This is a genomic window from Paraburkholderia sp. AV2, from assembly GCF_054968425.1.
The window spans coordinates 1-26,371 of record NZ_JBANLK010000014.1 but is presented as its reverse complement, the minus strand read 5'-3'; the positions used below and the strand labels follow the sequence as shown (position 1 = coordinate 26,371).

Genomic DNA, 26,371 nt, shown 5'->3' with positions numbered 1-26,371 from the left:
TGCTGGCTGCGCGCTTTATGCACGCTTCAGGCGTGCTTACGGATTGAAAGCGGCTGGGAAACAGTTGGGAAGCCGCTCAGGCCGCCGCGGCTTTCGTCAGTGCAAACAACTCGCCGCGCAGCGCCTTCGCGCGGTCGCGCTTCACATAGCGCTCGAATTCGGCCTGCGCGTCCTGCCAGAGCACATGCGCCTTCTCGTAGCGCCGCAAGCCGCTTGCCGAAAGGCGGTAGACGAGCACGCGCGTGTCGTGGTCCGACGCCGCCGAAACCACGAGCGCGTCGCGCTGCAGCGGCTTGAGCGCACGCACGAGCGTGGTGCGGTCCATCACGAGGTCGTCCGAGAGTTCGGCGGCCGTTGCATCGGGCCGGCTGGCGAGGCGCGAGAGGATCGTGAACTGCGCAGCCGTGACGCCCGCCTGCGAGAGGTGCCGCTCATAAAGCTGCGTGACGAAGCGCGCGGCCTGCCGCAGCGCAAAACAGTTGCATTCTTCGCGAGTCACCCGCTTCGTCATTGCCATTCACTCCCTGCAGTTCCACACCACGCGGCGCACGGCCATCATACGGCCTCGAGCGCGAGCGCGATACCCTGGCCACCGCCAACGCATACCGTCACCACGCCGCGACGCATGCCGTTGCCGGCACGCCCTTCAGCGCGCCGTCGAATCCGCCCATTGCCGTGCGCACCGGTTCGCACAGTACGATCTCGCGAGTGCTCATCTTCGATCCTCCCTCAAACAAAAACTGCATGCGTCGATTCATTTTATATATGCATATGCACACATTCAAATGCTTTCGTCGAGGCAAACTTCGTCCGGCATGACACGCTTTATGTCTCGACTCAGCGTCACGACGTTACGTCGCCGACGCACGCAGGTTGGCAAAAACGCTTACGCCACGGCCGGAAAATCCAGCGTCGTGTCGTTCACGCGGTTCACGAGATTCGTGAATGTGATCGAAGCCACCGCCAGCGCGATCTCGATGATCTGGCGCTCGGTATAGCCGGCTTCCTGAATCGCGTTCACCTCGCTTTCGGGCACGGTGCCGCGAGTCGTCACGAGCACCCGCACGTAGTGCACGAGTGCATCGCGCTTCGCGTCGCCCGTGGGCGCGCCTGCGCGAATCCGCTTCATCGCTTCCGGCGCAAGACCGGCGAACTTGCCCGCCAGCGTGTGCGCGGCCAGACAGTAGTCGCAGCCCGCCACTTCGCTCACGGCGAGCTTGATGGCTTCGACTTCCTGCTTCGTGAGCGTGCCCGCGGCAATCACGGCTTCGACGCCGAGAATCGCGCCAAGCGCTTCGGCGCTATGGCTGCCGATGGTGGCGTAAGCGTTCGGCACCTTGCCGACGGCCTTGCGGATCTTCGCGAAGACTTCGGCGGTGGCGCCGGTGGCGTCGGCGGGCTGGATGGCGGTAAGGCGGGACATGATCGACTCCTTGAACTCGGTGGTTGGATTTGCACGGCCATCGTCGATGGCGTGATGCCAGTCTAGTCGCGCGGACCCGTCCTTTTAATGCCACAATGACGCGAATTCATGCTCAATCGTCTCATCTCACTCCTTACGCGGAGCTTGCCGCCATGGACCTGCTCAGCCGCCTGCTTGCGCTCATGCCCGTCACGGGACGTCTCGACGTGCGCTGCCACTTCGGCACGCCGTGGCGCATCGAACACCCGGGCGCGCAAGCGCGCGAGATCCCGTATCACGTGCTCCTGAGCGGCCGGGCCACGCTCGAAGACGCACACGGCGCCCCCGTTGCGATGCGCGCCGGCGACATCGTGCTCTTTCCCACCGGCGGCGCCCACACGCTGCACGACGGCAGCGGCGAGACGCCGGCCGCCACGCAACGGCACATGCGCAACGGCCTCGCCGTCGAGACCAACGAGGGCACGGAAGCGCCCGCCGATCTGCTGTGCGGCCGCTTTCTGCTGCCCGCCGTGCCGGAACGGCTCCTGCGCGACAACCTGCCCGCAAGGCTCATCGTGCGCAGCGTGCACGACGAAGGCGTTGCGCCCGAGCGTCTTGTGCGCCTGATCGCGCTCATGCGCGACGAGGCCCTCGAAGCGGCGGCGGGCAGCGAGTCGCTCGTGAACCATCTTTCGGGCGCACTCTTCGCGCTCACGCTGCGCTACGCGAGCGAGGGCGACACGCCGCCGCGCGGCCTGCTCGCGCTTGCGCGCAACCCGCGCGTGCAGCCCGCCATCGACGCGATGTTCGACGCGCCCGGCAACGACTGGACGCTGCCCGGCCTCGCCGCGCTGTGCCATATGTCGCGGGCCACCTTCGCGCGCCATTTCGACGAGGCCTTCGGCCGCTCGGCCGCGGACGTGCTCACCGAAATCCGCATGGCCCTCGCGGGCCGCCTGCTCGCGCAGGGCAGCCAGCCGGTGGCCGAGATAGGCGAAGCGGTGGGCTACCAGTCCGACGCCGCGTTTCAGCGCGTGTTCAAGCGTCATGTGGGCATGACGCCCGCGCAGTGGCGCGCGGCGGCGCGCGAGTAGCGCCGGCTTCGTCAGGCGGTGGGGGCCTTGCACGATTTCACCCGCGCGGGACATCCGCCGTCTTCGCGATCACGTCGCCGCTCTGGCTCCAGCCGCCGCCCAGCGAACGGTACAGCGCCACCGCCGCGAGCGCGTGCTCGCGCTGCGCCTGGTTGAGCAGGTCGGCGTCGGCGAGATAGGTCTGCTGCGCCGTCAGCACGTCGAGGAAGTCGGTCGCGCCGCCCTTGTAGAGCTGGTTCGCGAGCTTGAGCGCCTGCGACGAGGCCGCCACCGCATCGGTCAGTTGCTGCGTCTGGCCCGCCGTGCTCACGAGATCCGTGCGGCTGTCCTCCACTTCGCGCAGCGCCTGCAGCAGGGTCTGCTGCAGGTTCAGTTGCGACTCGCGCATGCGGCTCTCGCTCTGGTCGATGTCGGCCGTGATGCGGCCCGCGTTGAAGATCGGGCTCGTCGCGCCCAGCACCGCGCTGAAGAGGTTGTCGGTGAGCGTCGGCATGCCCAGGTACGAAGCGGCCAGCACGCCATCCGAAAGGTTCAGCGAGAACTTCGGATAGCGCTCCGCGCGCGCCACGCCCACTTCGGCGGCGCGTTGTTCGACGGTTGCATAGGCCGCCTGCACGTCGGGGCGGCGCAGCAGTGCCTCCGAGGGCAACAGTTGCGGCGTGCCCGCCGGCGCAACCGGAATGGGCGCGGGCGTCGCCAGCGCAAGCTGCGCGACCGATTCGGGCGTGCGGCCCGTATAGACTGCGATCAGGTTCAACTGATGCTCGATGCTTGCTTGCGCGCGCGGAATGCGCGCCTGCAGTTCGCTCAGTTGCGTCTGCGCGCGCGTAACGTCGAGCTGCGTCGAAAGCCCATACTTCAGGCGATCCTGGGTGAGCGCCAATGCGCGCTGCCGGATCGATACGTTATCCTGAAGGATCTTCAGTTCCGCCTGGGCCCAGCGCAGGTCGACATAGGCTGAGGCCGTATCGGCCGCGAGCGCGAGCCGCACCGCGTCCAGCGCATGCTGCTGGCCCACGAGGTTCGCCTGGGCCGCCAGCAGGTCGAGCCGCTCGCCGCCGAACACGTCGGGCGACCATGAAAGCGCGAGCCCCGCGCCCGCCTCTTTCACGTAGCCGAGTGGCGGCGGCACGTTCTCGCGTTCGTAGGCGCCCTGTGCCGTGAAGTCCAGTTGCGGCAGCAGCACGGCGTGCTTTTGCGTCGTGATCGACTGCGCCTGCTTCACGCGCTCGGCCGCCGCCTGCAGGTCCAGGTTGCCGTGCAGCACCGTGTCGAGCAACTGGTTCAGCGTCGGGCCACCGAACTGCCCCCACCACGTTTGCGCATCCACCGCGTCCTGCGGCGTGTCGATGCGCCACGCGGCGGGCGCCGTGGTGCGGACGGCGGCCGGTAGGTCGGCGTGCGTGGCGGGCTGCACCGCGCACGCCGCGAGCATGGCGCTCGCGAGCGAGGCAACCAGCGTGCGCACGACGCGCAGCGGCATGATGTTCGAGGAGGAATCCATGTTGATCTCCATGGCTCAGTGAGCGTCGGGGGGCGGGGCGCCCAGCCCGATCGGCTTCGAGAAGATCACGCTCGCAAGGGCGACCACGAAGCACAGGGAAAGCACGAAAAACGTGTCCGAGAACGTGAGCACGAGGGCTTCGCGCAACACGAGCGCATGCAGGTTCGCGAGGGCCGCCGCACCGGTGTCAAGGGCATCGCCCGCCACCGACGACCAGTACGACGCCTGCCCCGCGAGCAGCGACTCCACCTGCGGCTGCCCGTGCGTCACGCTCTCGTTCAGCCGCAGATAGTGGAAGTTGAGGCGGTCGTTGAGCATGGTCGCGCTCACGGCAATGCCGATCGCGCCGCCCAGGTTGCGCATCAGATTGAAGAGGCCGCTGGCCGACTTGAGCCGCGAGGGCGGCAGCGAGCCGAGCGACATCGTCACGATGGGCGGCACCGCGAACTGCTGGCCGATGCCGCGCAGCGCCTGCGGCAGCAGGAACTGCTGCCAGCCCCAGTCGTGCGTGAGCGGCACGTAGAGATAGCAGCCCAGCCCGAACATGACGAGGCCGAACACCATCAGCACGCGCATGCTGACGTAGCGCGTGGCAAACGCGTACACGCCAAGCGCAAGCAGCTGGAACACGCCGACCGAGAGCAGCGAAAGACCGATCTGCAGCGAGCTGAAACCGCGCACTTCGGCCAGAAAAAGCGGTGTGAGGAACACGGAGACGAAGATGCCGATGCCGGTCACGAACGAGAGCAGGCTGCCGATGCCGAAGTTGCGCACGGCAAGCGCGCGCAGATCGACAATGGGATCTTTCGCGGTCATCGCATGGACGAGAAAAAGAAAACCGCAAATCGCGGAGATCCAGGCGCACGCGACGATCACGTGGTCGCCGAACCAGTTCTTGCGCGGCCCTTCTTCGAGCACGTATTCGAGGCAGCCGAGAAAACCCGACATCAACGCGATGCCGAGGTAGTCGCCGCGCTTGATCAGCGAGAGATCGGGTTCGTCCACGTGGACGTAGCGCGGCACGAGCATGGCCACGGCAATGCCCGGCACGACGTTCAGATAGAACAGCCAGTGCCACGACCACTGGTCGGTGATCCAGCCACCGATCACGGGGCCGATGGTGGGTGCGAGCGAGGCGAGCGCGCCGATCGTCGTGGAGGCCACGATCCGCTGCTTGCCCGGAAACAGCACGAAGGCGGTCGTGAACACCGTGGGAATCATCGCGGCGCCCAATGCCCCTTGCAGGCCGCGAAAGAGGATCATCGAGTTGATATCCCAGGCGAGGCCGCACAGCATGCTCGTGATCGTGAAGCCTACCGCCGACGCAACAAAGAGCCAGCGCGTGGAGAACACTTTCGAGAGCCAGCCCGACATCGGGATCACGATGATCTCCGCGATCAGATAGGCCGTCTGCACCCAGGAAAGTTCGTCCTGGCTCGCGGAAAGACCGCCGCCGATGTCGCGCAGCGAGGAGGCGACGATCTGGATGTCGAGCGTCGCCATGAAGAAGCCGATGCACATGAGCGCGAACGCGAACGCGCGCTGCGCCATGGGCTGGAGATGCGGTTCGAGCGGCTTTGCGGGGGCCGCGGCGGCGGGCGCGGCAAGCGGGCGCTCCAGCGTGGCCTCGGTCTGGGGGGCATTCATGTCGCTCACCCTTTTCAGTGCGCCGACGCCGTCTTCACGGTGTCGCCGAGATGCACTTTCACGGTTGCGGAGAGGCCCGGGCGCAGCACGCCTTCCATGCCCTTCGGCACGTCGAGGCGAATGCGCACCGGCACGCGCTGCACGATCTTCGTGAAGTTGCCCGTGGCGTTCTCGGGCGGCAGCACGCTGAAGGTTGCGCCCGTGGCGGGCGCGAGGCTCTCCACGTAGCCGTGCAGCGTGCCGGTCGCCGCGTCGAGTTCGACGTCGGCACGGTCGCCCGCGTGCATCTTCTTCAACTGGTCTTCCTTGAAGTTCGCATCCACCCAGAGGTCGGTCGCCGGCACCACGGTCAGGAGCGGTGCGCCCACGTTCGCGAGCAGGCCCACGCGCGCCGTGCGGTTGCCGATGTAGCCGTCCACCGGCGAGCGGATCGTCGTGTACTCGACGTTCAGCGCCGCAAGCCGCTGGTTCGCTTCGGCCGTGGCGACGCGCGCCTTCGCGTCGGCCAGTTGCGCGGCCAGCACGCCCAGCTCGCGCTGCGCCGCCTGCACCGCCGCCCCGCTGCTCGCCACCGAGGCCTGCGCCTTCGCGTAGTCCGCATCGGCGCGCTCGACGAGCTGGTTCGACACCGCGTCGTCCTTCACGAGTTCGCGATAGCGCGTCTCGTCCTCGCCGCTGCGCGTGAGTTCCGCGTTCGACGCGCGCACCTCCGCCTGATGCTGGTTGATGACGGCCTCCTGCAGCACCTGGCGCGCCTCCAGCTCGGCCACGGCGGCGCGCGCGCTGTCCACCCCGGCATTCGCCTGGGCAAGCTTCGCGTCGTAGTCGCGCGCATCGAGGCGGATCAGCACCTGGTTTGCGTGCACATACTGGTTGTCCTGCACGAGGATGTCGTTCACGAAGCCGCTTACGCGCGGCGCCATCACCGTGACGTTGCCGCCCACGTAGGCATCGTCGGTCGTCTGCACGAAGCGCAGCACGAAGAACCAGTAGCCGAGCGCCAGCGCGAGCACCAGCACGACGGCGCCGACGGCCAGCGCCATCCATGGCGGCTGGGCCGTCCGGGCGCGCCCGGCGGCCTGACCTGTGGCGGAAGTGGAAGGACTCGACATGTCGCTCACCTGTGTATATGCACTAATCAAGACAAAAAAAGCGCCGTTGTTCGACTTCAAGCGAACCGGCAACGAAACTGCTGCACGACCGAAACTCCCTCAGACCGCACGCGTGACGCGAAACAGTTCGCGCCGCAGCCACGCCGCCCGTTGCGGACCGAAGCGGCGCTCGAACTCGTCCTGCGCCGAACGCCAATACTCGCCCGCAATGCCGAAGCGCTCCCGGCCTTCGGGCGTCAACGCAAGCTGACGGCGGCGCGTGGCGGCGGCGTCGGCCACGAGGCCGTTGCGCAACAATGGCCGCAGCGCACGCACGAGCGTGGTGCGCTCCATCACCAGGACCCGGCCCAATTCCGCCATCGTCAGGCTCGACCGGTGTTCGAGCGCGCCGAGTATGCTGAACTGCGTCGGTGTCAGCCCGGCCGCCGAAAGATGCCGCTCGTAAAGCTGCGACAAATGACGGGCGGCCTGGCGAACGGCGAAACAGTCGTCATGTTCGGGAAGCCGAAGTGTCGGGTTAGTGTGCATATGCACGGACTAGCGCGCAACCGGTCCGGGGACAAGTGCCAGGACCGGCATCACAGTGTGAATGCCGCGGCAATAATGGGCGCCAACCCTTCATTTTACTTACTAAAGCACCGGTGCCGCCTCCGGCCCCGACTGTTCCATCTCATCGTAGAACGCGGTCGCATGGTCGATGAAGGCGCGCACCTTGGCCGGCAGCAGCGTGCGCGTGCTGTACGCAAGCCGGATCTCGATCGCCGCGTTGATGATCTCGTAGTCGTCGAGCAAGAGCACGAGCTGGCCCGCCGCCAGCTCCGCGTGCACGAGCCCCACCGGCAGGATGCCGATGCCGAAGCCCTCCAGCGCCATCGCGCGGTTGAACTCGGGGTTGTTCGAGGCCACCTCGTAGCGCAGCGGCACGGTCACCTCTTCGTCGCCGCGACGGAACGACAGCTCCGGCTTGCGCAGCGAAGGCGGCATCGTCAGGAAGGTATGGTGCGCGAGATCGGAGGGATGCGTGGGCGCCGGATTCTGCGCGAGGTAGCCGGGCGCCGCCACGAGCGCGAGCGGAATGCGTTCGAGCAGACGCGTCACCGTGGTGTCGCTGTTGAGCATGAACGGCAGCAAGAGGCCGATGTCGAACCCGTCCGCCACGAGATCGACGGGGCGCTCCGTGAGGATCACGTCGAGCGTGACCAGCGGATGCGCGCGCTTGAAGCTGGAGATGAGCGGCACGAGCCGGCTCACCGTCGCCGTGGTGTGCGCGACGAGCCGCAGCACGCCGCTCGCCTCGCGCGTCTGCTCGGAGGCGCCTGCCTCCAGTGCGTCGAGGTCGTCCAGCACGCGGCAGCAGCCTTCATAGAAGCGCTCGGCGGTCTCGGTGAGCGAAACGGCGCGCGTCGTGCGGTGAAAGAGCCGGCTGCCGAGGCGCTTTTCGAGCCGCGCAATCGCGCGCGAGACGACCGGGGTGGTGAAGCCGTGCATGTCCGCGGCGCGCGTGAAGCTGCGCGCCTCGACCACGGAGCGGAAGATCCGCAGGCTGTCGATATAGTCCATGGGACGTTGTTGCCCGTCTTTGTCAATTGAAACCGATGGCCGCTAGCTTAGCGCCAGCCGCAATACTTTGCCCGAGGTTGCCCTCATATGCCCCTCGCCGCCGCGTCAAACGCCGCCGCCGGGCGCGCCCTCGCCGAACACCTCCGCGCAAAACGCCCGGCCGTCCGCGGAAAGGCTCGCCGTGCCCGTGCCGTCTTCCGCGAGCGTCATCACCACGAGGCCGCTGTCCACCAGCGCCGTCAAATGTCTGCGCAGCCCGCTCATTGGCACGGCGGCCTGCTTCGAGAGCTTCGCGAGCGACCACGCGCGCTCCGGCGTCTCGCGCCCGGCGCGCCAGAGCTGTTCGAGGACGGCCACCAGCACCGGGTCGATGCCCTCGTCTTCGTCGCCTGCTCCATTCGTTTCTGCGTTCATCGTCTCTTTCCTCAGATCCTCTGCGCGACCAGATCGCCAAGCGTTTTCAGCGCCGCCTCAGTCTGCGCCGTCCAGGGGTAGCTGTAGTTCAGCCGGATGTAGTGGTGAAAGTCGTCGCGCATCGAGAACATGTAACCCGGCCCGATCGTGATGCCGCGCGCGAGCGCCGCCTGATAGAGCCGCATCGAATCCACGCTCGCCGGCAGTTCCACCCACAGCACGTAGCCCCCCTGCGGGTCGGACGTGCGCGTGCCGGCAGGAAAGAAGCGCTGCACCATGGCGCGCATGAGCCGCGCCTGTTGCCGGTAGAAGCGGCGCAGGCGGCGCAGGTGGCGATCGTAGCCGTCGTGGCGCAGATAGTCGGCAAGCGCGACTTGCGGCACCGAGGGCGTGGTCAGCGTGTTCAGGAACTTGAGCTTTTCGACCTGGGCGCGATAGCGGCCCGGCATCGCCCAGCCGATGCGGTAGGAGGCCGAAAGACTTTTCGAAAACGAGGCGCAGTGCAGCACGATTCCGCTCGTGTCGAAATGCTTGAGCGGCGTGGGCCGCGTCTGCCCGAAATAAAGCTCCTGATAGACGTCGTTTTCGATGAGTGGCATGTCGTGCGCCTCGGCCAGCGCCACGAGCCGCGCCTTGCGCTCGTCGGGCATGCGAAAGCCCAGCGGGTTCTGGAAATTCGGCATCACCATGCAGGCCGCCACCTTCTGACGCCTGAGCACGCGCTCGAGCGCGTCGAGGTCGAGACCGGTCTCCGGGTGCGTGCTCACTTCGATCGCGCGCATGCCGAGCCGCTCGATGGCGTGCAGCATCGCGTAGTAGGTTGGCGATTCGACGGCCACCGTATCGCCGGGCTTCGCCACGGCCTGCAGGCTCAGATTGATGGCCTCGGTCGCGCCCACGGTAACGACGATCTCCTCGGGGTCGACCGGCGTGCCGTTTTCCGCATAGCGGCGGGCAATCTGGCGGATCAGTTCGGGGTTGCCGGGCGGCAGGTCGTCGATCAGGTTCCAGCTCGCATGGCGGCGTGCGATGGCGTTCGCGTACTGGTTGATGCGGCGCCACGGATACAGCGCCGGGTCGGGATACGGCGAGCCGAGCGGCACGGCGTCCTGCGCGCCGATGCTGCGCAGCGTGGAGAGCACGAGGCGGCTTACGTCCACGCGCGCGGCCGCGGGCGGCTTCGGAGCGCTGGCGCGGCCCGCTTTGGGCGCGGCGAGGTCGCCATCGCGCGACGCCGCGCCGCGCACACGCCGGGATTCCCGCACGAAATAGCCCGACTGCGGCCGCGACTCGATCACCCCCCGGCTCTCCAGCAAGGCGTAGGCGTGCAGCACCGTCTTGATGCTCACGCCGTGCTGCTCGCTCGCGCGCCGCACCGAGGGAATGCGCTCGCCCGCCCCGAACACGCCGCGGCGCACCGCGGCTTCGATATCGTCGGCAAGGCGTTCGTAGCGGGTCATGGTTGGCGTGGGCGGCCTGGGCGCCGATAAAGGCGGATCTCGGGGCAATCCCCGCAGTCTATGACAAATCGCCGCAACTGTATCCCTCGACTTTCCATTTTTCTGTGACCTCCGCTCGCACAGGAACACAGTAGGCTTTGCTCCACCGGGCTTCGCGCCCTGACCTCGAACACCACGCATCATGAAGAAGCCGTCCGCCCGCATCGAGCCGTATCACCACCCCGCCGCCGGCTGGGGCGCTTTGAAGCAGGTTGCGATCAACCTCGTCAAGGAAAGGGTGCCTGGCGGCGACTTCCGCATGCTGCTCAAGCAGAACCAGCCGGACGGCTTCGATTGCCCCGGCTGCGCGTGGCCCGACCGCGAGCATGCGTCCACCTTCGAGTTCTGCGAGAACGGCGTGAAGGCCGTGGCCGCCGAAGCCACGGGCAAGCGCGTCACGCCCGCGTTCTTCGAGGCCCACACGGTCAGCGAACTGATGACCCAGTCCGACTACGAACTGGAGCAGCACGGCCGCCTGACCGATCCGCTCGTCTACGACGCCGCGCGCGACCGCTACGTGCCCATTACGTGGGACGACGCGTTCAAGCTCGTCGCGAAGCATCTCAAGGCGCTGGACGATCCGAACCGCGCCGCGTTCTACACCTCGGGCCGCGCGAGCAACGAAGCCGCGTTCCTCTACCAGCTTTTCGTGCGCCTGTACGGCACGAACAACTTCCCCGACTGCTCGAACATGTGCCACGAGGCCACGAGCCGCGGCTTGCCGGGCACGGTGGGGATCGGCAAGGGCACGGTCACGCTCGACGACTTCGAGCACGCCGACACGCTTCTCATCTTCGGCCAGAATCCCGCCACCAACCATCCGCGCATGCTGGGCGAGCTGCGCGAGTGCGCGAAGCGCGGCGCGACCATCGTCTCGATCAATCCGCTCAAGGAGCGCGGGCTCGAACGCTTTGCGAGCCCGCAGCATACGTTCGACATGCTCTCGCCCTCCGGCGTGAAGATCAGTTCGGTGTTCATCCGGCCGCGCGTCGGCGGCGATTTCGCGCTCATCAAGGGCGTGGCCAAGCGCGTGATCGAACTCAACGACGCGGCGCTCGCGGCCGGCGGCGAACGCGTGCTCGACATCGACTTCATCGCGCAGCATACGGTGGGCTTCGCCGCCTTCGCCGAGGATCTGCGAGCCGAGTCGTGGGACACCCTCGTCGCCGAAGCCGGCGTGCCGCTCGAAGAGGTGCTGAGGCTCGCGGACATCTACGCGAAGGGGCGCGCCGTGATCTCGACGTGGGGCATGGGTCTCACGCAGCACAAGAACTCGGTGCCGACGATCCAGTTGCTCTCGAACCTCATGATGATGCGCGGGAACATCGGCCGGCGCGGCGCGGGCCTGTGCCCCGTGCGCGGCCATTCGAACGTGCAGGGCGACCGCACGGTGGGCATCGAGGAAAAGCCGACCCAGGCGTTCCTCGACCGTCTCGGCAAGGCCTACGATTTCGAGCCGCCGCGCGAGCACGGCTACGACGTGGTGGAAACGATCCACGCCATGCTCGAAGGCAAGGTGAAGGTGTTCATCGGCCTGGGCGGCAACTTCTCGATTGCGACGCCCGACACGCCGCGCACGTGGGAAGCGATGCGGGCCTGCGATCTCACGGTACACATCACCACGAAACTCAACCGCAGCCACCTCGTGCACGGCCGCGACGCGCTGATCCTGCCCACGCTCGGCCGCACCGAAATCGACCTGCAGAACGGCGTGCCGCAAGGTGTGACCGTGGAAGATTCGATGAGCATGGTCCACATCTCGTACGGCATGAACCGTCCGGCTTCGGCGAACCTGCTTTCGGAGATCGCCATCGTCGCGCGCATGGCGCACGCCACGCTCGGCAGCGGCAAGGTGGACTGGCTCGATCTGGCGAGCCACTACGCGAAGATTCGCGACGGCATCGAGAAGGTGTTCGACGGCTTCGAGAACTACAACGAGCGCCTCAAGAAGCCGGGCGGCTTTCACCTCGGCGTGGCCTCGCGCGACCGCGTATGGAAGACGCCGAGCGGCAAGGCGCAGTTCGTCGTGCATCCCGTCGCGCTCGACACGCCCCTGCACCGCGCGCGCGCCTTGCACGGCGAGCGGCTCCTCACGCTGATGACGACGCGCTCGCACGATCAGTACAACACGACGATCTACGGCCTCGACGACCGCTATCGCGGCGTGTACGGCCTGCGCCGCGTGCTGTTCGCGAACCGCGAGGATCTCGCGATGCTCGGCTTCGAGGCGGGCCAGCACGTGGACATCACGAGCGTCTGGGACGACGGCGTGAAGCGGCACGTGGAGGACTTCCTGCTCGTGGAGTACGACATTCCGCGCGGCTGCCTCGGCGCCTACTACCCCGAGACGAATCCGCTCGTGCCGCTCTCCTCCGTCGCGGACGGCGCCGGCACGCCCACGTCCAAGTCGATTCCCGTGCTGCTGAGCCCGGCGAAAGCAGCTGCAGTGCCGGAAGTGAATGCGGCGCGCGCCGAAGCCGGCGTGGCCTGAACGCGCGCGCCGCGACTCACGCGCGTTCGAAAAGAGTCAGGCCGGCTTCACCCCGCCAGCTTGCGAAACGTCTCCAGCACGGCGTCGCCCTTGAACGGCTTGACGATCCAGCCGCGCACGCCGGCCGCCTTGCCGCGCTCCTTCATGGCCGGGCTGCTTTCCGTCGTCAGCATCACCACGTTGACGGCCGTGTTCGAAAGCTCGCTGCGAATCTTCTCGACCATCGTGAGGCCGTCCATGTTGGGCATGTTCACGTCGCTCACCACGAGCTTCACGCCGGGATTCGAGCGCAGCTTCGCGAGACCGTCCTTGCCGTCCACTGCCGTGTCCACGTCGAGACCGTTCTTGCGCAGAAAGCCCGCCACTTCGTCGCGCACCGTGCTCGAGTCGTCCACCACCAGAATCTTTGCCATATCGATACTCCTTTGCGCCGCGTGCAGCGCTTCCTTCGTTAAAACAGTTCCAGCTCGCCCGCCCCTTCGCTGGCCGTTTCCGTTTGTGCCGCGACGAAGTCGAGCGGTGTCTGCGAGCAGACGCACAGCGTCGCGCCAAGCCGCACACTGCCGTCGAGCGTAAGCGCATAGGTGGAGACATAGTCCGGCTTCAGCTCGTGCAGGTACGGCAGGCACGCGCTGCTGAGCGCATACGGCGTGGACATGCCGAGGTCCGGAAAATGATTGACGAGCTGCTGGTTCATCGCCCCGCAGCACAGGTTGCCGAACTCCATGAAACATTCGGTGAGCGAGCGCTGCACATCGCCCACGTGGCCCAGGTAGTACTGGCGCGTCGCTTCGTCGTCTTCGAAGTGCAACAGCAGCAGCAGGCGGAACTGCATCGACGAGATCGTGAGCACGACGACATGCTCGCCCTGCGCCGCTTCCGCCGGGCGCGGGCTGATCTCGCAGCCATGCTGCTCGTCCGTCACGAGACGCGTGCGCACCGCCGAAAAGAAGATGCGCTCGATGCTGTCCTTTGCCTGCGCGCCGATCATGCGTGTGCCTCGGTACGCGCTTCCCCGAGATGCGCCTGCAACTGGTTCGAGAGCGATTCCACGCTCGCCAGCGAGGCCGCGATCATCTTGCCGCCTGCCTGAATGTCCTGGAACGTGGCTGCCGTGATGAGGTCGTTGCGGTTCAGGCTGTCACGGTAGCTCTTCGAGAGGTCCTGCGAGCGCGTGGCGAGCGCGCGCACCTCGCCCGCCACGATCGAGAAGCCGCGGCCGGCCGCCCCCGCGCGCGCCGCTTCGATCGATGCGTTGAGCGAAACGATCAGCACGTGGCTCACGATCGACGAGAGCTCCTGATTCTTCTGGTGCATGTCGTGGTTCTGCGCCATCAGCGAGATCATTTGCTCGTGCCAGCGCTCGAAGGTAGCGGACATGAGCCGCAGGCGCGTGGCCTCCCCCGCGATGCGCGAGGCGCGCTGCAGGGCGTCCTCGCTGCGCGTGCGCGCTTCGTCGAGCGCGGCCTCCAGGGCATCCGCGAGCGACTTGCGCTGGGCCAGCTCGGCACGCAGCGTGTCGATCTGCGCATGGAGCGCGCCGGTTTCCTGCGTGACGGCGGCCACGCGTTCGTCCGCGAGTTCCTCGGCCTGCGCGAGCGCGGCGCCATGCGCGGCGAGCTGCGTTTCGGACGCGCGGCGCGACAACGCGCGCTGCCGCGCCTGCATCGCCGCGGCGGCAAACGCCACGAGCGCGGCCCCGGCCGCGCCCCCCAACAAGATCGGTAACACCACTTCAGCCCCCACCATCGATCAATCCGCCAGCGCCCGCGCGTGCGCGGCGCGATCGGCGCCGCTCACGGCCCATTGCTGCGGCAGCCAGACTATCGTTTCGAAGTGGCGGTAATCCGCGCCTTGCCGGCTGTCCGTGAAGCGCAGCTCGATGCGGCCGCCTTCGCGTTCGAGGAACGCACGCACCGCATCCATGCCCACGCCGCGGCCCGACACCTCGGTCACGTGCTGCGCCGTCGAGAAACCCGCGTGGAAAATGAAGCCGGCAATCGTCTCGTCGCTCGCGGCTTCGTCCTGGGCGAGCCAGCCGCGCTCCTCCGCAATGCTGCGGATGCGTGCAAGCGCGAGGCCACGGCCGTCGTCGGCGAGCACCATCTTCAGGGCGCCGCCTTCCACGTTCGCCGCGATGTCGATATGGCCCGCCTCGTCCTTGCCCTGCGCGCGGCGCTGCGCCGGCATTTCGATGCCGTGGTCGAGCGAGTTGCGCAGCAGGTGCGTAAACACGTCTTTCACCGTGGGCGCCACTTCGCTCTTCAGGCGCAAATCATGGTCCGCAATCCTCACGATCGGCGCGACCTTGTCCAGCTCTTCGGCCAGCGATGGCAGCGAGTCGAGCACGCCCGCCAACGCATCGCCTACCGTTTCGGTACCGATACGGGCGAGCAGGCCGCGCACCGCCTCGCGCATGGCGCGCAGCGAAGCGAGGTCGTCGTCGCGAGCGGCGTCGAGCGCGCGCAGGCTGGCTTCGATCTGTTCGCGCGCCACGCTCACGCGCCCTTCCCGACCCTTCGCACCCGCGCCGCGGCCCAGGCTCTCGGCATTGATCGTCGCGTAGTGCTCGAGCGAATGCTTCACGCGCTCGAGATCCTCGATCAGCGACTGCTGGTCCCACGTGTGATCGGGGTCCTCGCGGCGCAGCGCGTCGTAGCGCTGCTCGACCTCGTGCACGACGCCCGTGAGGTGCTGCAGGCTGTACGTGCGCGCATTGCCCTTCACCGTGTGCATGTTGCGGAATAGTTCCGCGACGGCATCCATGTCGGCGCAGTCGTTCTGGCGAATGATGCGTTCGTTTTCGTGGATGAAGCCCTTCGAGCTTTCCACGAACTGATGGAACTTCTCTTCGCTCACCGCGAGAATCTCGCCGATCATCTGCAGGCGGCGCTTCTGCTCGCCGGCTTCCGCCGCGAGTTCGCGCAGTTCGGTCACGTCGCGCACGCACAGCATGAGGCGCACGACCACGTCGTTTTCGTCGGTGATCGCCGACCAGCTCAGGTCGAGCACCTTCTCGCGGCCGTCGGGCATCGTGCGCGTGATCTCGTTCACGAGCAGATGCTGGTTGAACGCGAAGTTCACGCTGTCTTCGCCAAGGCACGCATCGACCGCGGCTTGAACCTGGGCGATCGTGTCGGCGTCGAGCGTCGTGTTGGCGAAAACGAGGTCCATGAGCGGACGGCCGGCAATCTCGTTAGTTTCGAAGATCGCTTCCAGATACGCCGAGTACTCGTTGTGAATGGTCGCGCCTTCGATCACCGTGAGAATGCCCTGCTGCATGTTCTGCAGCATCGCCTGGATGTCGTCGGTCTTGCGCTTGAGCTGCGCGGAGCTCTGCTGGATCTTCTCGATCATGCCGTTGAAGGCGACGATCGAGTGGCCGATTTCGTCCATGCGGCCCACGGGCACGCGCCGCGTGAAGTCCTGGTTCGAGGCGATCTCGCTCATCATCGCCTGCATGCTCGAAAGCGGTCGCGTGATCTGGCGATACAGCAGGAGGCCGATCAGCGTGAGCAGCACGATCGCGCCGCCCGTCACGCCGGCGATGGCGCTCGTGGTGGTGTCGAGCGTGCCGTTGAGCGCCGTGATCGCGTCGTCTTTCTGGCGGTTCTTCTCGACGCGCAGCGTCGTGACGATGCCTTCGAGTTCGTCGCGGTACTGCGCGACGTTCGCGAAGAGGTAGGCCTGCGCGAGCTCGTTCTTGCCCGCGGCCTTCATTTTCGCGGTGTCGTCGATCGCGGAGAAGTAGTTCGCGATGCTGTCGTCGGCCTGCGCGACAAGACCTTCCTGCGCGTGGCTCGCAGCAGCCTTGCGCTGCACGTCGAGCGCGGCGCGCAGCGCGGCTTCCTTGGTCTTCAGGTCGTCCTGCGCCTGCGAGACCATGTTCGCGTCGGGCGCGTAGACGAGCGTCATGGTGGCAAGCTGCACGTCCTTCACGAGCGCGACGAGATCGGAGGAAGCCAGCGCGCTCGGCACGACACCTTGCGTCACCTGGCGGACGTCGGCGGCGCTGCGGCGTGTCTGGTAGACCGCGTAGCCGCCGATGGCGGACAGCGCGACGAACATCAGAACGATGAGTAGCGTGATGCGGTGACGAATGGTCATGTCGAAATCCCCGGGCCGTCAGTGCGCCGGCCGCACTATCGTTGTGCGACTCATGACGCATAGGCCATCTATTCGAGCGTGGGATTATCGCGGGGGGTATGTGACGCTGTTGTGAATCTTCACAGGAATGTGTCCTGGCGCACGGTGACGCGCGAGGCGAAAGGGTAAAGGCCGGGTAGCGGCCACCTTGCGATAAGATCGATGCTCGCCTTTCAAAACGGGAACTCGCCGTGCCCTCATCGCCCCGAACCGCTGCCGTGCCCCAATTCTGGCGCGACGAGGCGCTGCCGTTCATCGAGGTCCGCGCGATTGCCGACGGCCGCAAGGTGCGCTACGGCCTGCACGCGCATAGCACGTTTTCGGTCGGCGCGGTAACGGGCGGGCGCAGCACTTACCTGAACGGTCGCACGCTCGAGTCCATTGGCGCGGGCACGGTCGTGGTGGTCAATCCCGAAGTCGCGCATGCGTGCAATCCGGCCGAAGACGCGCCGTGGGCCTACCGCATGTTCTATCTGGACGTGGACTGGCTCGCGCAACGGCAGCAGGATCTGGGCTTCAACGCCGGTCAGGGCTTTCGTGCGTTCGAACAGACCTTGAGCCTGCGTGCCGATCTCTTCGCCGGGCTCAACCGGCTCTACGCGCTGCTCACCGATACGCACGAGAGCACGCTGCGCAAGGAAAGCGCCGTCACGGCCTATTTTTCGACGCTGCAACAAACGCTGAATCCCGCGCCTGCCAGCGCGCGCGAGCCGAACCATCGTCTCGCGCGCGCCGCCGAATACATCGACGACAACTACACGCGCACGCTCAGGCTGGAAGAAATCTGCGCGGCGGCCGACCTCTCGCCTTCGTATCTGATCCGCGCGTTCAGGCAGCAGTACGGCATGACGCCTCACGCTTATGTCGTGAACCGGCGCATCGAATTCAGCCGGGCTCAACTACGGCGTGGACGAGCCATCGCCGATGTCGCCGCGGATGCCGGCTTTGCCGATCAGGCGCATCTCCAGCGCGCGTTCCGCCAGTTCGTTGCTGCGACGCCAGGACAGTACCGCGCGGGACAGTAGCGCGGCAACGCCTGAATGCCGCTCAGGTCTTGAGCAGATACAGCGCGCTCGCGGCAAGCAGCACCGCCATGCTGCGGTTCACGAGGCGCATCCGCGCCGGCTTGCGCAGCGCCTGGCGCAACGACGCGCCGGCCCAGGCCCAGCAGGCGATCGAGAGATAGCAGACGACGCAGTAGATCGCGGCGAACTGCCAGACCAGCACCTTCTCGCCCGAGGCCGCATAGGCCCCCATGCCCGCCACCGAGGCGAGCCACGCCTTCGGGTTGAACCACTGCATGGCCGCGCCCACCCACAGCGAGGGGCCGCGCGCGGCGGCGGCGGTGCCGATCTCGCCCTTGTCGGCGGCAAGGCGCCAGGCCACGTAGAGCAGGAAGGCCACGCCAGCCCAGCGAATCGCGCGCGTGAGCCACGGCCATTGCGCGAGCAGTTCGTGCAGCCCGAGCCCGATCAGCAGCAGAAGCAGCACGAAGCCGACTGTCGCGCCGGTCACGTGGCGCAGGCTCGCGCGAAATCCATACCGCGTGCCCGCGCCCAACGCGACGACATTGACGGGTCCTGGAGTAATCGACGTGGCCAGCGCGAAAGCGGCCATGGAAAGTGCCATGCTCACGGTCATCCTCGGGTTATCGCGGGTTATCGCGGGTTATGTTCGTTACGCCCGGCGGGCGAGTGCATCACCGGCCCAAGCGTAAGGGGACCGCGCAAGCGCGTATTGAAGGAAATTGCCCTCGCCGGCCAGCAAGAGCCCTGAAGACCGAAGCGCAAGGTCGAAGTCACGCTATCATTCGCCGGACGGCGCGTTCCGCCTCCGCGCGAATGCCGGCAACCTGCGCAGCGCACGGCGCTCATCCTGAACGGAACACCCCCATGGAACGGAAGAAAATACTGGTCATCGGCATCGGCGCGGGCGACCCCGACTACCTGACCGTGCAGGCCATCAATGCGCTCAATCAGGCAGACGTGTTCTTCGTGATGGACAAGGGCCCCGCAAAGGACAAGCTCGTGGCGCTGCGCAAGACAATCTGCGCGCGTTTCATCAAGGATCGCGACTACCGTATCGTCGAAGCGGCAAGCCCCGAGCGGCGGCGCGACGGCACCGACTATCGCGCGGCCGTCGAGGAACTGAACCGCGACAAGCAGCGCGTGTTCGAACGGCTCATCGAAGAGGAACTCGAAAACGGCCAGTGCGGCGCCTTTCTCGTGTGGGGCGACCCGTCGCTCTACGACAGCACGATTCGCATTCTCGACGCGATACAGGCGCAAAAGCGCCTCGCGTTCGACTTCGAGGTGATTCCGGGCATCAGCAGCGTTCAGGCGCTTGCCGCGAAGCATCGCGTGCCGCTCAACTTCATCGGTCGACCCGTGGCGATCACGACCGGGCGCCGTCTCGCGCAGGGCTTTCCTGCGGACACGGACAGCGTGGTCGTGATGCTCGACGCGCAGAACGCCTACCGCGACCTCGCGGACGAAGACCTCGACATCTACTGGGGCGCCTATGTCGGCACGCCCGACGAGATTCTCATATCGGGCCGCCTCGACGAGGTGAAGGACGAGATCGTTCGCGTGCGCGGCGAGGCGCGCGACGCAAATGGCTGGATCATGGACACCTATCTGCTGCGCCGGCGCGGCGTGGAAAACGAAGGCGATTGAGGGCCCCCCAGGTCACCCCCAAGCCACCCAGGCGCGGCGGCGCCCCCTCGGGCGCGATCAGGCCAGCCCTGCGCAGACGGCCACGATGATCGAGCCGATCACGAGCACGGCGCCCACCGTCTTGCGCTTGTTGAGCTCGGTCCACAGCAGCACGCCGGTCAGCGAAAGCAGGATCAGCGCGCCCGCGAAGCTGTCGATGAAGAGCACCCAGCCCACGCTCATGCCCACGCCCTTGTGCAGGTTCGTGAGCGTGGCGAGCAGCGAGTTGCTGTTGCGCTTGAGCGTGACGAAATCGTTGCCGTCCCAGTACTCGACCGTGACGCTCTCGTGCGGCGACGAGAACATCAACTGCCAGTGCTCGGGCTGAACGGTCTCGCGGTCGCCCCAGGCCACGGGATGTTCCGGCTCCTTCTGCACGCGGCCAACGCGCGTCGGCAGCTTCAGATCCGGCTGCCCTTGCAACCACTTCACGAGCGCGCGCGGCGTTTCGGGCGCGGGATCGGGCAACTTGAGCTGCACGGTCGAAACCTGCGGTGCGCCCGTCGAAATACGCAGCGGCTCGCCGCGATGGTTGAGCACGAAACCCGTCACGCCGAACAGGAGGCCCAGCGCCGCGCCCCAGAGTCCCACCCAGCCGTGCACCTTGCGCAACCATTTGATGAAGGTCGCGCGGCGCGAACCGCGGCGTGAACGTTTCGCGCGCTCATCGCGCGCCGCGGCGTCGAGTTGCGCCGGGCGCGGCTTCGCCGCCTCGATTTCCACGGCCTCGGGATAGTTCACGTTTCACTCCAGATGCGCAAAAGGTTGTGATAGCAACCGACCAGGCTGCGGCGGGCCTGCGCGTCCGCGTCGCTCGCGTTCAGGCGCTGGATCGCCGTGTCCATGTCGAAAAGCAGCGCGCGCTGGGTATCGCTGCGCACGAGGCTCTGCACCCAGAAGAAACTTGCGAGGCGCACGCCGCGCGTGACCGGCGTGACCTGATGCAGGCTCGTGGCCGGATAGACGATCATGTCGCCGGCCGGCAGCTTGACCTCCTGCACGCCGTAGCTGTCCTCGACCACGAGCTCGCCGCCGTCGTACTCGTCGGGCGCCGAAAGAAACAACGTCACTGAAACGTCCGTGCGCAGCTTCACGCCGTTGGGCAGCACCCGCACGGCGCCGTCCACGTGGCTGCCGAACGTCATGCCGCCCTCGTAACGGCTGAAGAGCGGCGGATACACCTGATTGGGCAGCGCCGCGCTGATGAAGAGCGGATTGCGCTCGATGGCGGCCAGCACCACATCGCCCAGTTCGCGCGCGATCGGCGTGTGCTCGGCGATCTGCTGATTGCGCTTCACGGGCGCGCCGGTATAACCGGCCGTCGCGCGGCCGTCCACCCAGGCGTCGCCCGCACGGTCGAGCCGCTCGCGCAGGCCGCGCACCTGGTCGGGTGTCAGTACATTCGGTATGTGCACCAGCATCGGGTTTCCTTTCCATCCGCCACGCTCGCCACGCGCGTAAAACCGCGCATTGTGCGCGACTTTTCGGGCAATTGCGTTACGGCGTGTGACGGCATCTTGCGCTCACAGCCGATAGTCGAAGGTCGCGAGCAGCGTGCGTCCCACGCCCGGCACCGAGCGCCCGCCATCGGATTGAATGAGCGCGTCGTAGTAGAACTTGTTGGTGAGGTTCAGCAGGTTCAGGCGAACGTCCCACTTCTTCTGGTGATATTCGGCCATCGCATCCCAGCGCGTGTAGCCGCCTACCGAAACGTAGTTCGTGTTCGCCGCATAACGCGCCGACATGTAGGTCGGGCCGCCGCCCACTTCCCAGTGCGGCGCCACCTCGTAAGTTGTCCAGAGCGTCAGCGTGTTGCGCGGCGTGTTCGCGAGCGTGTTGCCCTGGGTGCCGTCCAGCGCCTGGAGCACGACGCCGTCCATGTAGGTGTAGCCGCCGAACACCTGCCATTTGTCCGTGAGGTGGCCGCTCACGCCCGCCTGGAAGCCACGCACGCGCACGTCGCCTTCCAGCAGGTACTCGCCCGAGGAGGTTTGCGTGCGCGCGTTGTTCATCTCCTGCTGGAACAGCGCCGAAGTCACCGAAAGATTGCCGTTCAGCAGATCCCACTTGCCGCCCACCTCGTACGACTTGGTGGTTTCCGGCGCGAGATTCTGCGTATTGTTCGTGACGGTGAGCGATTCGAGCGACGGGTCGAACGAAGTGCCGTAAGAGAAATAGTAGGACTGCCAGTCGGTGGGCTGATAGATCACGCCGGCGCGCACGCTCGTGAACGTGTTGGTCTGGTCCGCATAGCCCGGCGCGCTGATCGTGTTCGAGATGTGCGCCTGAAAGCGGTCCCAGCGCAGCCCGCCTATCAGCTTCCAGTGCTCGCCCAACGACATCGTCTCGTTCATGTAGGCCGCGAGCGAGGTCGCGCCCGACTCGGCGTGATTGCCCACGGTCTGCGTGACGTTCGATGGCGTGGACATGTACGCCGGATCGAGCAGCGAGAGAATCGGCAGATTGTTGCGCGTATAGGCCTGGTTCGTATAGCTGTCGTGGCCGACCTCGACACCCGCGATCACGTCGTGCTTGAGGAAGCCCGTGTCGAACTTGTACTCGGCCATCGAGTCGTTGTAGATCGAGTGGTTCTCGATCACGCGGTCGTGGCTCGCAAGCTTGACGTAGAGGTCCGAGAGCGGCAGCGTCGTGTAGTTGCCGTTCGAGAGCGCCGGGCTCGTGGCCAGCGGACCGGTCAGCACGGCGCCGGCCGCGGTCTCGCGCGCGTCGGTGAGCGAGTGCGAGAACTCGGTCTGGTTGGTAATCTTGAACTGGTCGTTGAACTTGTGATCGACGCGCGCCGTGACCGTCTGGACGTCCTGGATCGTGCGGTCGTCAGTAAGGCCGTAATACGTGCTCTTCGACGGCGCGAACGCATGGCCGTTGATCGACTGCACGCCGTAATCGGGCATGTCGTAGTTGTGCTGGATCAGCGCGGAGAGCGTCACCTCGGTCGGCGTGCCGATGCCGAAGCGCAGTTCGGGCGCGATACCGTAGTCCTTGTTCTTCATCTCGTCGCGCGTGGAACCGAGCGACTGGCCGAACGCATTCAGGCGGAACGCCGCCGTGTCGCCCAGCGGATGGTTCAGGTCGACACTCGTGCGATAGCGGTCGTCGGTCCCGACCGTGGTCGAGACTTCCGCCGACGGCGTGAGATTGGCCTTCTTCGACACCTGGTTCACCACGCCGCCTGTCGAGCCGCGGCCGAACAGCATGGACGAAGGGCCGTAGAGCACTTCGATGGCGTCGAGGTCGAAGGTGTCGCGATAGTACTGGTTGCGGTCGCGGAAGCCGTCGAGGTAGATGTCGTTCTGCGCCGTGAAGCCGCGCAGGTTGATGTTGTTGCCGATCTGGCCGCCTTCCGCGCCGCCTATCGTGATACCGGGCGCGTTGCGCAGCGCGTCCTGGAACGAGGTCGCGCCCTGCGACTGCATCACGGCCTTGTTGATGACCGTGACCGACTGCGGGATGTCGCGCAGCGCCGTGGGCGTCTTCGCGCCCACCGTCGAGCGCTCGGCCTGGAAGTCCTGGGGATCGGTCTGGCCCGACACGGAGATGGCGGGGAGCGTCGAGCCTTCCGCCGCAGCGGAGGAGGCCGCGGCTGGTGCGGCGGCGGCCGGAGCGCTCTGCGCGAGCGCGGTGGAAGCGAAGGGCACGGCAAAAGCCAGCGCGAGCGCACTCGCGAGCGGCGTCCTGTTCAACATGGGAGTCCTGTCCGACGAAGGCCCCGGCCGGCTGGACATGCGTGACAGCGCATGACGGCACGGGTGCGTTGGCTGGCTGGGCCGCCCCTCAAACAGACAAGGACACGACGCTACGCTGGCTGGTTGTTATTGATTGGACCGATGCGTTTTGGGTCGATCCGAATGAGAATCGGTATCATTTCATATGTTTCTATTTATTTCAATCGTAGGGTTGTTGTTAGTAAGGGTTTGGAATATTTCTGGAAATTACAGGGTGTGAAATGGAAATGTAATTTTTCGTGGGCCGTCTGATTGGGCCCGCGAGGGTATGAGGGCGGCATGCCGTTATCCACAGAAACCGTGGAAAGGTCCGTGGATAACACCTGACCAATCGCGTCAAGACCTTGTTGCGCAAAGATTTTCTGCTCGTGCGTGGGGAGTGGCGTCGTTTCCGTGCATCTGCAAACATCTTCCCCGAGTTTCCCCACGGCGTCCTGTCAAACCCAAGGAGCGCGTGCCGCGCAGCGGGATCGTCTTCATCGCACTTCAACCGTACCAGCCGCACGCACGGCGTTTCTTCAAATATCGTCGTAACCCGGACAGCACGATCCCTAACATGGCGGCAACGACAAGGGAGTAAATCAGCCAAAGAGCGAAAAGACCGATTGTCTCGATGTCCTCGGGATTGAGCGGGTCATGCATGCCCGTCAGGTGCATCCCTGCACGAATGGTGACGTCGAGCCAATACGGCATTTCGAATGAAAACGACGAAAGGGCTTTGCCTATCCACCACCCTCCGACAACCGACGCGGCAATGAACGCAATCAGATATGCCGCGCGTCGAAGTAGCCGATTCATCGAACGTCCACCGTACCGTAAGCGCGCAACGGGCCACCGGGAACCGGCAAGTCGGGCTTATGAGACCGGATGTACCGCCGTAGCCGATCGAATTCAAGGTGATTGATAACGGTAATGCATCCTTCGCTAAGTCGCATTTGCCCTTCAGGATGAATGCGAAAGTTACCACGCCTGATACTGTTAATCATGGTTGTATCGCCTGTGTTCGTCTCTCAACCACAGATGCAAAGGAACTGCCATTGTGGAACCTCTCTGGAAGCGGAATGTGATGGAGCCTTATTTCTTGATATGCGACCAGATCAGCAGGGTGATATCGAACTACTCTGAAAAGCATTTGCACCATGAGTATTGCCAGGTCGCATCGAGTGATACACGCTGGATGCCATCCGCGCGATCAGCCGCCACTACGACGCGGACTCGCCCGTGCGGTCTGCTAACCCCGTTCAGTGCCCGCTCGCCCGCTTTGCGTTCGCGGGCATCCGTCGAATTGATTCGCGCCTTGAGGTCCATCAGCATCAAGTGACTTGATGCGCCCCGCATTTGAGTTTTCGTAGTATGGAGTTTACCGTGACGCATCGTTCGAATTACTGATAATTCTGACAGGATGGCGATGGACCTGGAACTTCCAGAGCGCTACGTGCACGAACTGCGCTATATCACCGCCTTGTTTGGCGAGTTCACACAGGGGCATGTGAAGATCGCTGCCAGGCTGGGCGTCCAGGCGAGCGAGGTCGGGAACCGTTACGTGGAGCGACTGCTCCAGGGGGCGGCCTTCATCAATGCCCGCACATGCCTGCACATCGACCGCTGGCCCCTTGAGATTCCGCTGCGCATCCTGGAGGGCGTCAATCCGAATTTCGCAGCACCACAGCCGTCGATGGGCGTGGTGCGTTTCTATCTCGACGCCTTGGCGGCGCACAGCCCGCAGGGCCTCACCCTGCCACGGCACACGACGCTCACGATGGGCGAGGCCGGGGACAACGCCACGCTCTGCGAATTCCTCACGAGCCAGCCGGTCGGGATATGGCCTCTCGGAATTGAGTACCTGCGATTTACCGGCATTCCCCCTGACATTCCGAGCCTGCATCGTTACCTCCACAACAGCGATGACCTGACGCGTTTGCGTAGTGCATTGCGCGTTCGCCTCGCGACCCTCAATGGCACGCCGCTCGCCCGCCTTGACGGGCTGGACCGCCTGCCTGTCTATCTGTGTGGCGAGGAAGCGCTGGCTTCGCGCCTGTTCGAGCTGATTCACACGTCGGTGATGGGCATATCGGGTGAGTTCGATCAGTGCAACCTGTACGGCGCACAGGTTCCCGGCATGCCAGGCATGCGGGTGGGGTATGAGGGGCTGGAGCCGGACGAAAGCCTCTTGCGCCCGGTGCGACTGAAGTTCTACGGGCAGATGCAGGTCCAAGAATATTATGCGCTGCCGTCCCGGTTCTGGTTCTTCACCCTCACGGGCCTCGCTGCTGGTCTGAAAAGGATAGAAGGACCAGCGGTTGAGATCGTGCTACTGCTCAACCGCGAAGTCGCCGCGTTTGACCAGCAGGTCGATGCGTCGCAGCTTGCACTTTTCTGCGCACCCGTGACCAACTATTTTCCGATCATGACGGCGCGGCTCGATATCAATCCACAGGACACCGAGCACCGGCTTACGCCCGTGGTGGACAAACCGGACGATTACGGGGTGCATTCGGTTGATTTCGTGGTCGGGCAGGTGAACGAGGACTCTGAGCACATTCCCTTTCGTCCGCTTGACACGGCCCTTTCCGACAATACGCGCCGTAGCCCGCGCTACTTCTCGCTGCGGCGTGAGCTGGAACTGGTCGGGAACAACGAATGCCGGTACGACACCCTTCAGCAGTTTGTCCGCACACATACGTGGCTGAAACTGCTTGGCCCCGCACGCGAGCCGGACGACAGCGATGTGCACCACCTCACGCTGCACGCCTGGCTCACCAACGAGGACCTGTCCTGCGTGCTGCCACGCAACGGCGTGAACGATCTGGTCGTGAAGGATGCGAAGTCTGTGGCGGGCGTCGGGTTCGTGCACGGGCCGACCGCGCCCAGGCCGCCGCTGGCCCACGGGGCGAGCGGCGATGCCGCCCGGGAACTCGTACGCCGGCTTCACCTGGAACTGGCGGTCTTTGACGATGAGTTTCACGAACCATCGCCAGGGCAGGGCCTATCGCATCTACCTGCCGGACGGCACGCTCGGGCAGCAGGGCATGCTGACCGATGGGG

At 65.7% G+C, this 26,371-nt stretch carries 23 protein-coding genes and 1 pseudogene; 5 read left to right on the top strand and 19 right to left on the bottom strand.

Annotated features, from left to right (window positions below; genetic code table 11):
- Positions 1-76: 76 nt before the first annotated feature.
- Together V8683_RS12540 and V8683_RS12535 are read right to left on the bottom strand one after the other, a co-directional pair.
- Positions 77-511 (bottom strand): MarR family winged helix-turn-helix transcriptional regulator, encoded by a 435-nt coding sequence (locus tag V8683_RS12540; protein WP_411191802.1) that lies wholly within the window; start codon positions 509-511, stop codon positions 77-79.
- 375 nt (positions 512-886) lie between these two features.
- A complete protein-coding gene (locus V8683_RS12535; RefSeq protein WP_411191803.1) occupies positions 887-1,423 on the bottom strand; it encodes a carboxymuconolactone decarboxylase family protein in 537 nt (178 codons plus the stop codon).
- A gap of 152 nt (positions 1,424-1,575) precedes the next feature.
- Here V8683_RS12535 and V8683_RS12530 point away from each other — a divergent pair, with 152 nt between their 5' ends.
- Positions 1,576-2,496 carry a cupin domain-containing protein gene (locus V8683_RS12530; RefSeq protein WP_411191804.1) on the top strand — a complete coding sequence of 307 codons (921 nt, stop codon included), beginning with the start codon at positions 1,576-1,578 and terminating at the stop codon, positions 2,494-2,496.
- A 37-nt stretch (positions 2,497-2,533) separates the two neighbouring features.
- Here the strand turns inward: V8683_RS12530 and V8683_RS12525 are convergent, their stop codons facing one another.
- From V8683_RS12525 to V8683_RS12495, 7 genes are all read right to left on the bottom strand, one after another.
- Positions 2,534-4,000, bottom strand: coding sequence for an efflux transporter outer membrane subunit (locus tag V8683_RS12525; protein ID WP_411191805.1), 1,467 nt, complete (start codon positions 3,998-4,000; stop codon positions 2,534-2,536).
- Between the two features lie 15 nt (positions 4,001-4,015).
- Positions 4,016-5,551, bottom strand: a complete 1,536-nt coding sequence (locus V8683_RS12520; RefSeq protein WP_411192529.1) for a DHA2 family efflux MFS transporter permease subunit — start codon at positions 5,549-5,551, stop codon at positions 4,016-4,018.
- A 110-nt stretch (positions 5,552-5,661) separates the two neighbouring features.
- Positions 5,662-6,759, bottom strand: coding sequence for an HlyD family secretion protein (locus V8683_RS12515; protein WP_411191806.1), 1,098 nt, complete (start codon positions 6,757-6,759; stop codon positions 5,662-5,664).
- A gap of 99 nt (positions 6,760-6,858) precedes the next feature.
- Entirely contained in the window at positions 6,859-7,287 is a 429-nt protein-coding gene (locus tag V8683_RS12510) for a MarR family winged helix-turn-helix transcriptional regulator (RefSeq protein WP_411192530.1), read from the bottom strand.
- Positions 7,288-7,389: 102 nt separating this feature from the next.
- Positions 7,390-8,319 (bottom strand): LysR family transcriptional regulator, encoded by a 930-nt coding sequence (locus V8683_RS12505; RefSeq protein WP_411191807.1) that lies wholly within the window; start codon positions 8,317-8,319, stop codon positions 7,390-7,392.
- 105 nt (positions 8,320-8,424) lie between these two features.
- The gene (locus tag V8683_RS12500; RefSeq protein WP_411191808.1) at positions 8,425-8,733 is read right to left on the bottom strand and encodes a helix-turn-helix domain-containing protein; all 309 of its coding nucleotides are present in this window, start codon (positions 8,731-8,733) and stop codon (positions 8,425-8,427) included.
- Positions 8,734-8,744: 11 nt separating this feature from the next.
- A complete protein-coding gene (locus V8683_RS12495) occupies positions 8,745-10,193 on the bottom strand; it encodes an aminotransferase-like domain-containing protein (protein WP_411191809.1) in 1,449 nt (482 codons plus the stop codon).
- A gap of 181 nt (positions 10,194-10,374) precedes the next feature.
- On the opposite strand from V8683_RS12495, the gene V8683_RS12490 reads away from it, so the two are divergent.
- On the top strand, positions 10,375-12,723 hold the full coding sequence (locus V8683_RS12490; RefSeq protein ID WP_411191810.1) for an FdhF/YdeP family oxidoreductase: 2,349 nt from the start codon (positions 10,375-10,377) through the stop codon (positions 12,721-12,723).
- 47 nt (positions 12,724-12,770) lie between these two features.
- Here the strand turns inward: V8683_RS12490 and V8683_RS12485 are convergent, their stop codons facing one another.
- Genes V8683_RS12485 through V8683_RS12470 form a run of 4 tightly spaced genes read right to left on the bottom strand, consistent with a single transcriptional unit; the run spans position 12,771 to position 16,830 of the window.
- Entirely contained in the window at positions 12,771-13,136 is a 366-nt protein-coding gene (locus tag V8683_RS12485) for a response regulator (RefSeq protein ID WP_411191811.1), read from the bottom strand.
- Between the two features lie 38 nt (positions 13,137-13,174).
- Positions 13,175-13,714: a hypothetical protein gene (locus V8683_RS12480; RefSeq protein WP_411191812.1), complete on the bottom strand. Its 540-nt coding sequence runs from the start codon at positions 13,712-13,714 to the stop codon at positions 13,175-13,177.
- Positions 13,711-14,472 carry a methyl-accepting chemotaxis protein gene (locus V8683_RS12475; RefSeq protein WP_411191813.1) on the bottom strand — a complete coding sequence of 254 codons (762 nt, stop codon included), beginning with the start codon at positions 14,470-14,472 and terminating at the stop codon, positions 13,711-13,713. The genes V8683_RS12480 and V8683_RS12475 overlap by 4 nt, the downstream gene beginning before the upstream one ends.
- Positions 14,473-14,475: 3 nt before the next feature.
- Complete coding sequence (locus V8683_RS12470; RefSeq protein WP_411191814.1) at positions 14,476-16,830, bottom strand: HAMP domain-containing protein; 2,355 nt, start codon at positions 16,828-16,830, stop codon at positions 14,476-14,478.
- A 230-nt stretch (positions 16,831-17,060) separates the two neighbouring features.
- Between V8683_RS12470 and V8683_RS12465 the strand changes: the two genes are divergently transcribed.
- Positions 17,061-17,894, top strand: a complete 834-nt coding sequence (locus tag V8683_RS12465) for an AraC family transcriptional regulator (protein WP_411191815.1) — start codon at positions 17,061-17,063, stop codon at positions 17,892-17,894.
- Between the two features lie 22 nt (positions 17,895-17,916).
- Here V8683_RS12465 and V8683_RS12460 read toward each other — a convergent pair whose 3' ends face one another.
- Positions 17,917-18,504 (bottom strand): LysE family translocator, encoded by a 588-nt coding sequence (locus tag V8683_RS12460; protein WP_411191816.1) that lies wholly within the window; start codon positions 18,502-18,504, stop codon positions 17,917-17,919.
- A 257-nt stretch (positions 18,505-18,761) separates the two neighbouring features.
- Between V8683_RS12460 and cobF the strand changes: the two genes are divergently transcribed.
- Complete coding sequence (gene cobF / locus V8683_RS12455; protein WP_411191817.1) at positions 18,762-19,544, top strand: precorrin-6A synthase (deacetylating); 783 nt, start codon at positions 18,762-18,764, stop codon at positions 19,542-19,544.
- Positions 19,545-19,601: 57 nt separating this feature from the next.
- On the opposite strand, the gene V8683_RS12450 is transcribed toward cobF, so the two are convergent.
- From V8683_RS12450 to V8683_RS12430, 5 genes and pseudogenes are all read right to left on the bottom strand, one after another.
- On the bottom strand, positions 19,602-20,324 hold the full coding sequence (locus V8683_RS12450; RefSeq protein ID WP_411191818.1) for a PepSY-associated TM helix domain-containing protein: 723 nt from the start codon (positions 20,322-20,324) through the stop codon (positions 19,602-19,604).
- Complete coding sequence (locus tag V8683_RS12445; RefSeq protein ID WP_411191819.1) at positions 20,321-21,004, bottom strand: Fe2+-dependent dioxygenase; 684 nt, start codon at positions 21,002-21,004, stop codon at positions 20,321-20,323. Before V8683_RS12445 ends, V8683_RS12450 begins: the two co-directional genes overlap by 4 nt.
- A gap of 102 nt (positions 21,005-21,106) precedes the next feature.
- Complete coding sequence (locus V8683_RS12440; protein WP_411191820.1) at positions 21,107-23,287, bottom strand: TonB-dependent receptor; 2,181 nt, start codon at positions 23,285-23,287, stop codon at positions 21,107-21,109.
- Between the two features lie 525 nt (positions 23,288-23,812).
- A complete protein-coding gene (locus V8683_RS12435) occupies positions 23,813-24,124 on the bottom strand; it encodes a hypothetical protein (protein WP_411191821.1) in 312 nt (103 codons plus the stop codon).
- Positions 24,121-24,318: pseudogene (locus V8683_RS12430) on the bottom strand (tlde1 domain-containing protein); the annotation flags it as partial. The gene V8683_RS12435 and the pseudogene V8683_RS12430, both read right to left, overlap by 4 nt.
- Before the next feature lie 416 nt (positions 24,319-24,734).
- On the opposite strand from V8683_RS12430, the gene tssF reads away from it, so the two are divergent.
- Positions 24,735-26,371 (top strand): type VI secretion system baseplate subunit TssF (tssF, locus tag V8683_RS12425; protein WP_462880639.1); only part of this gene is annotated, 1,637 nt, incomplete at its 3' end.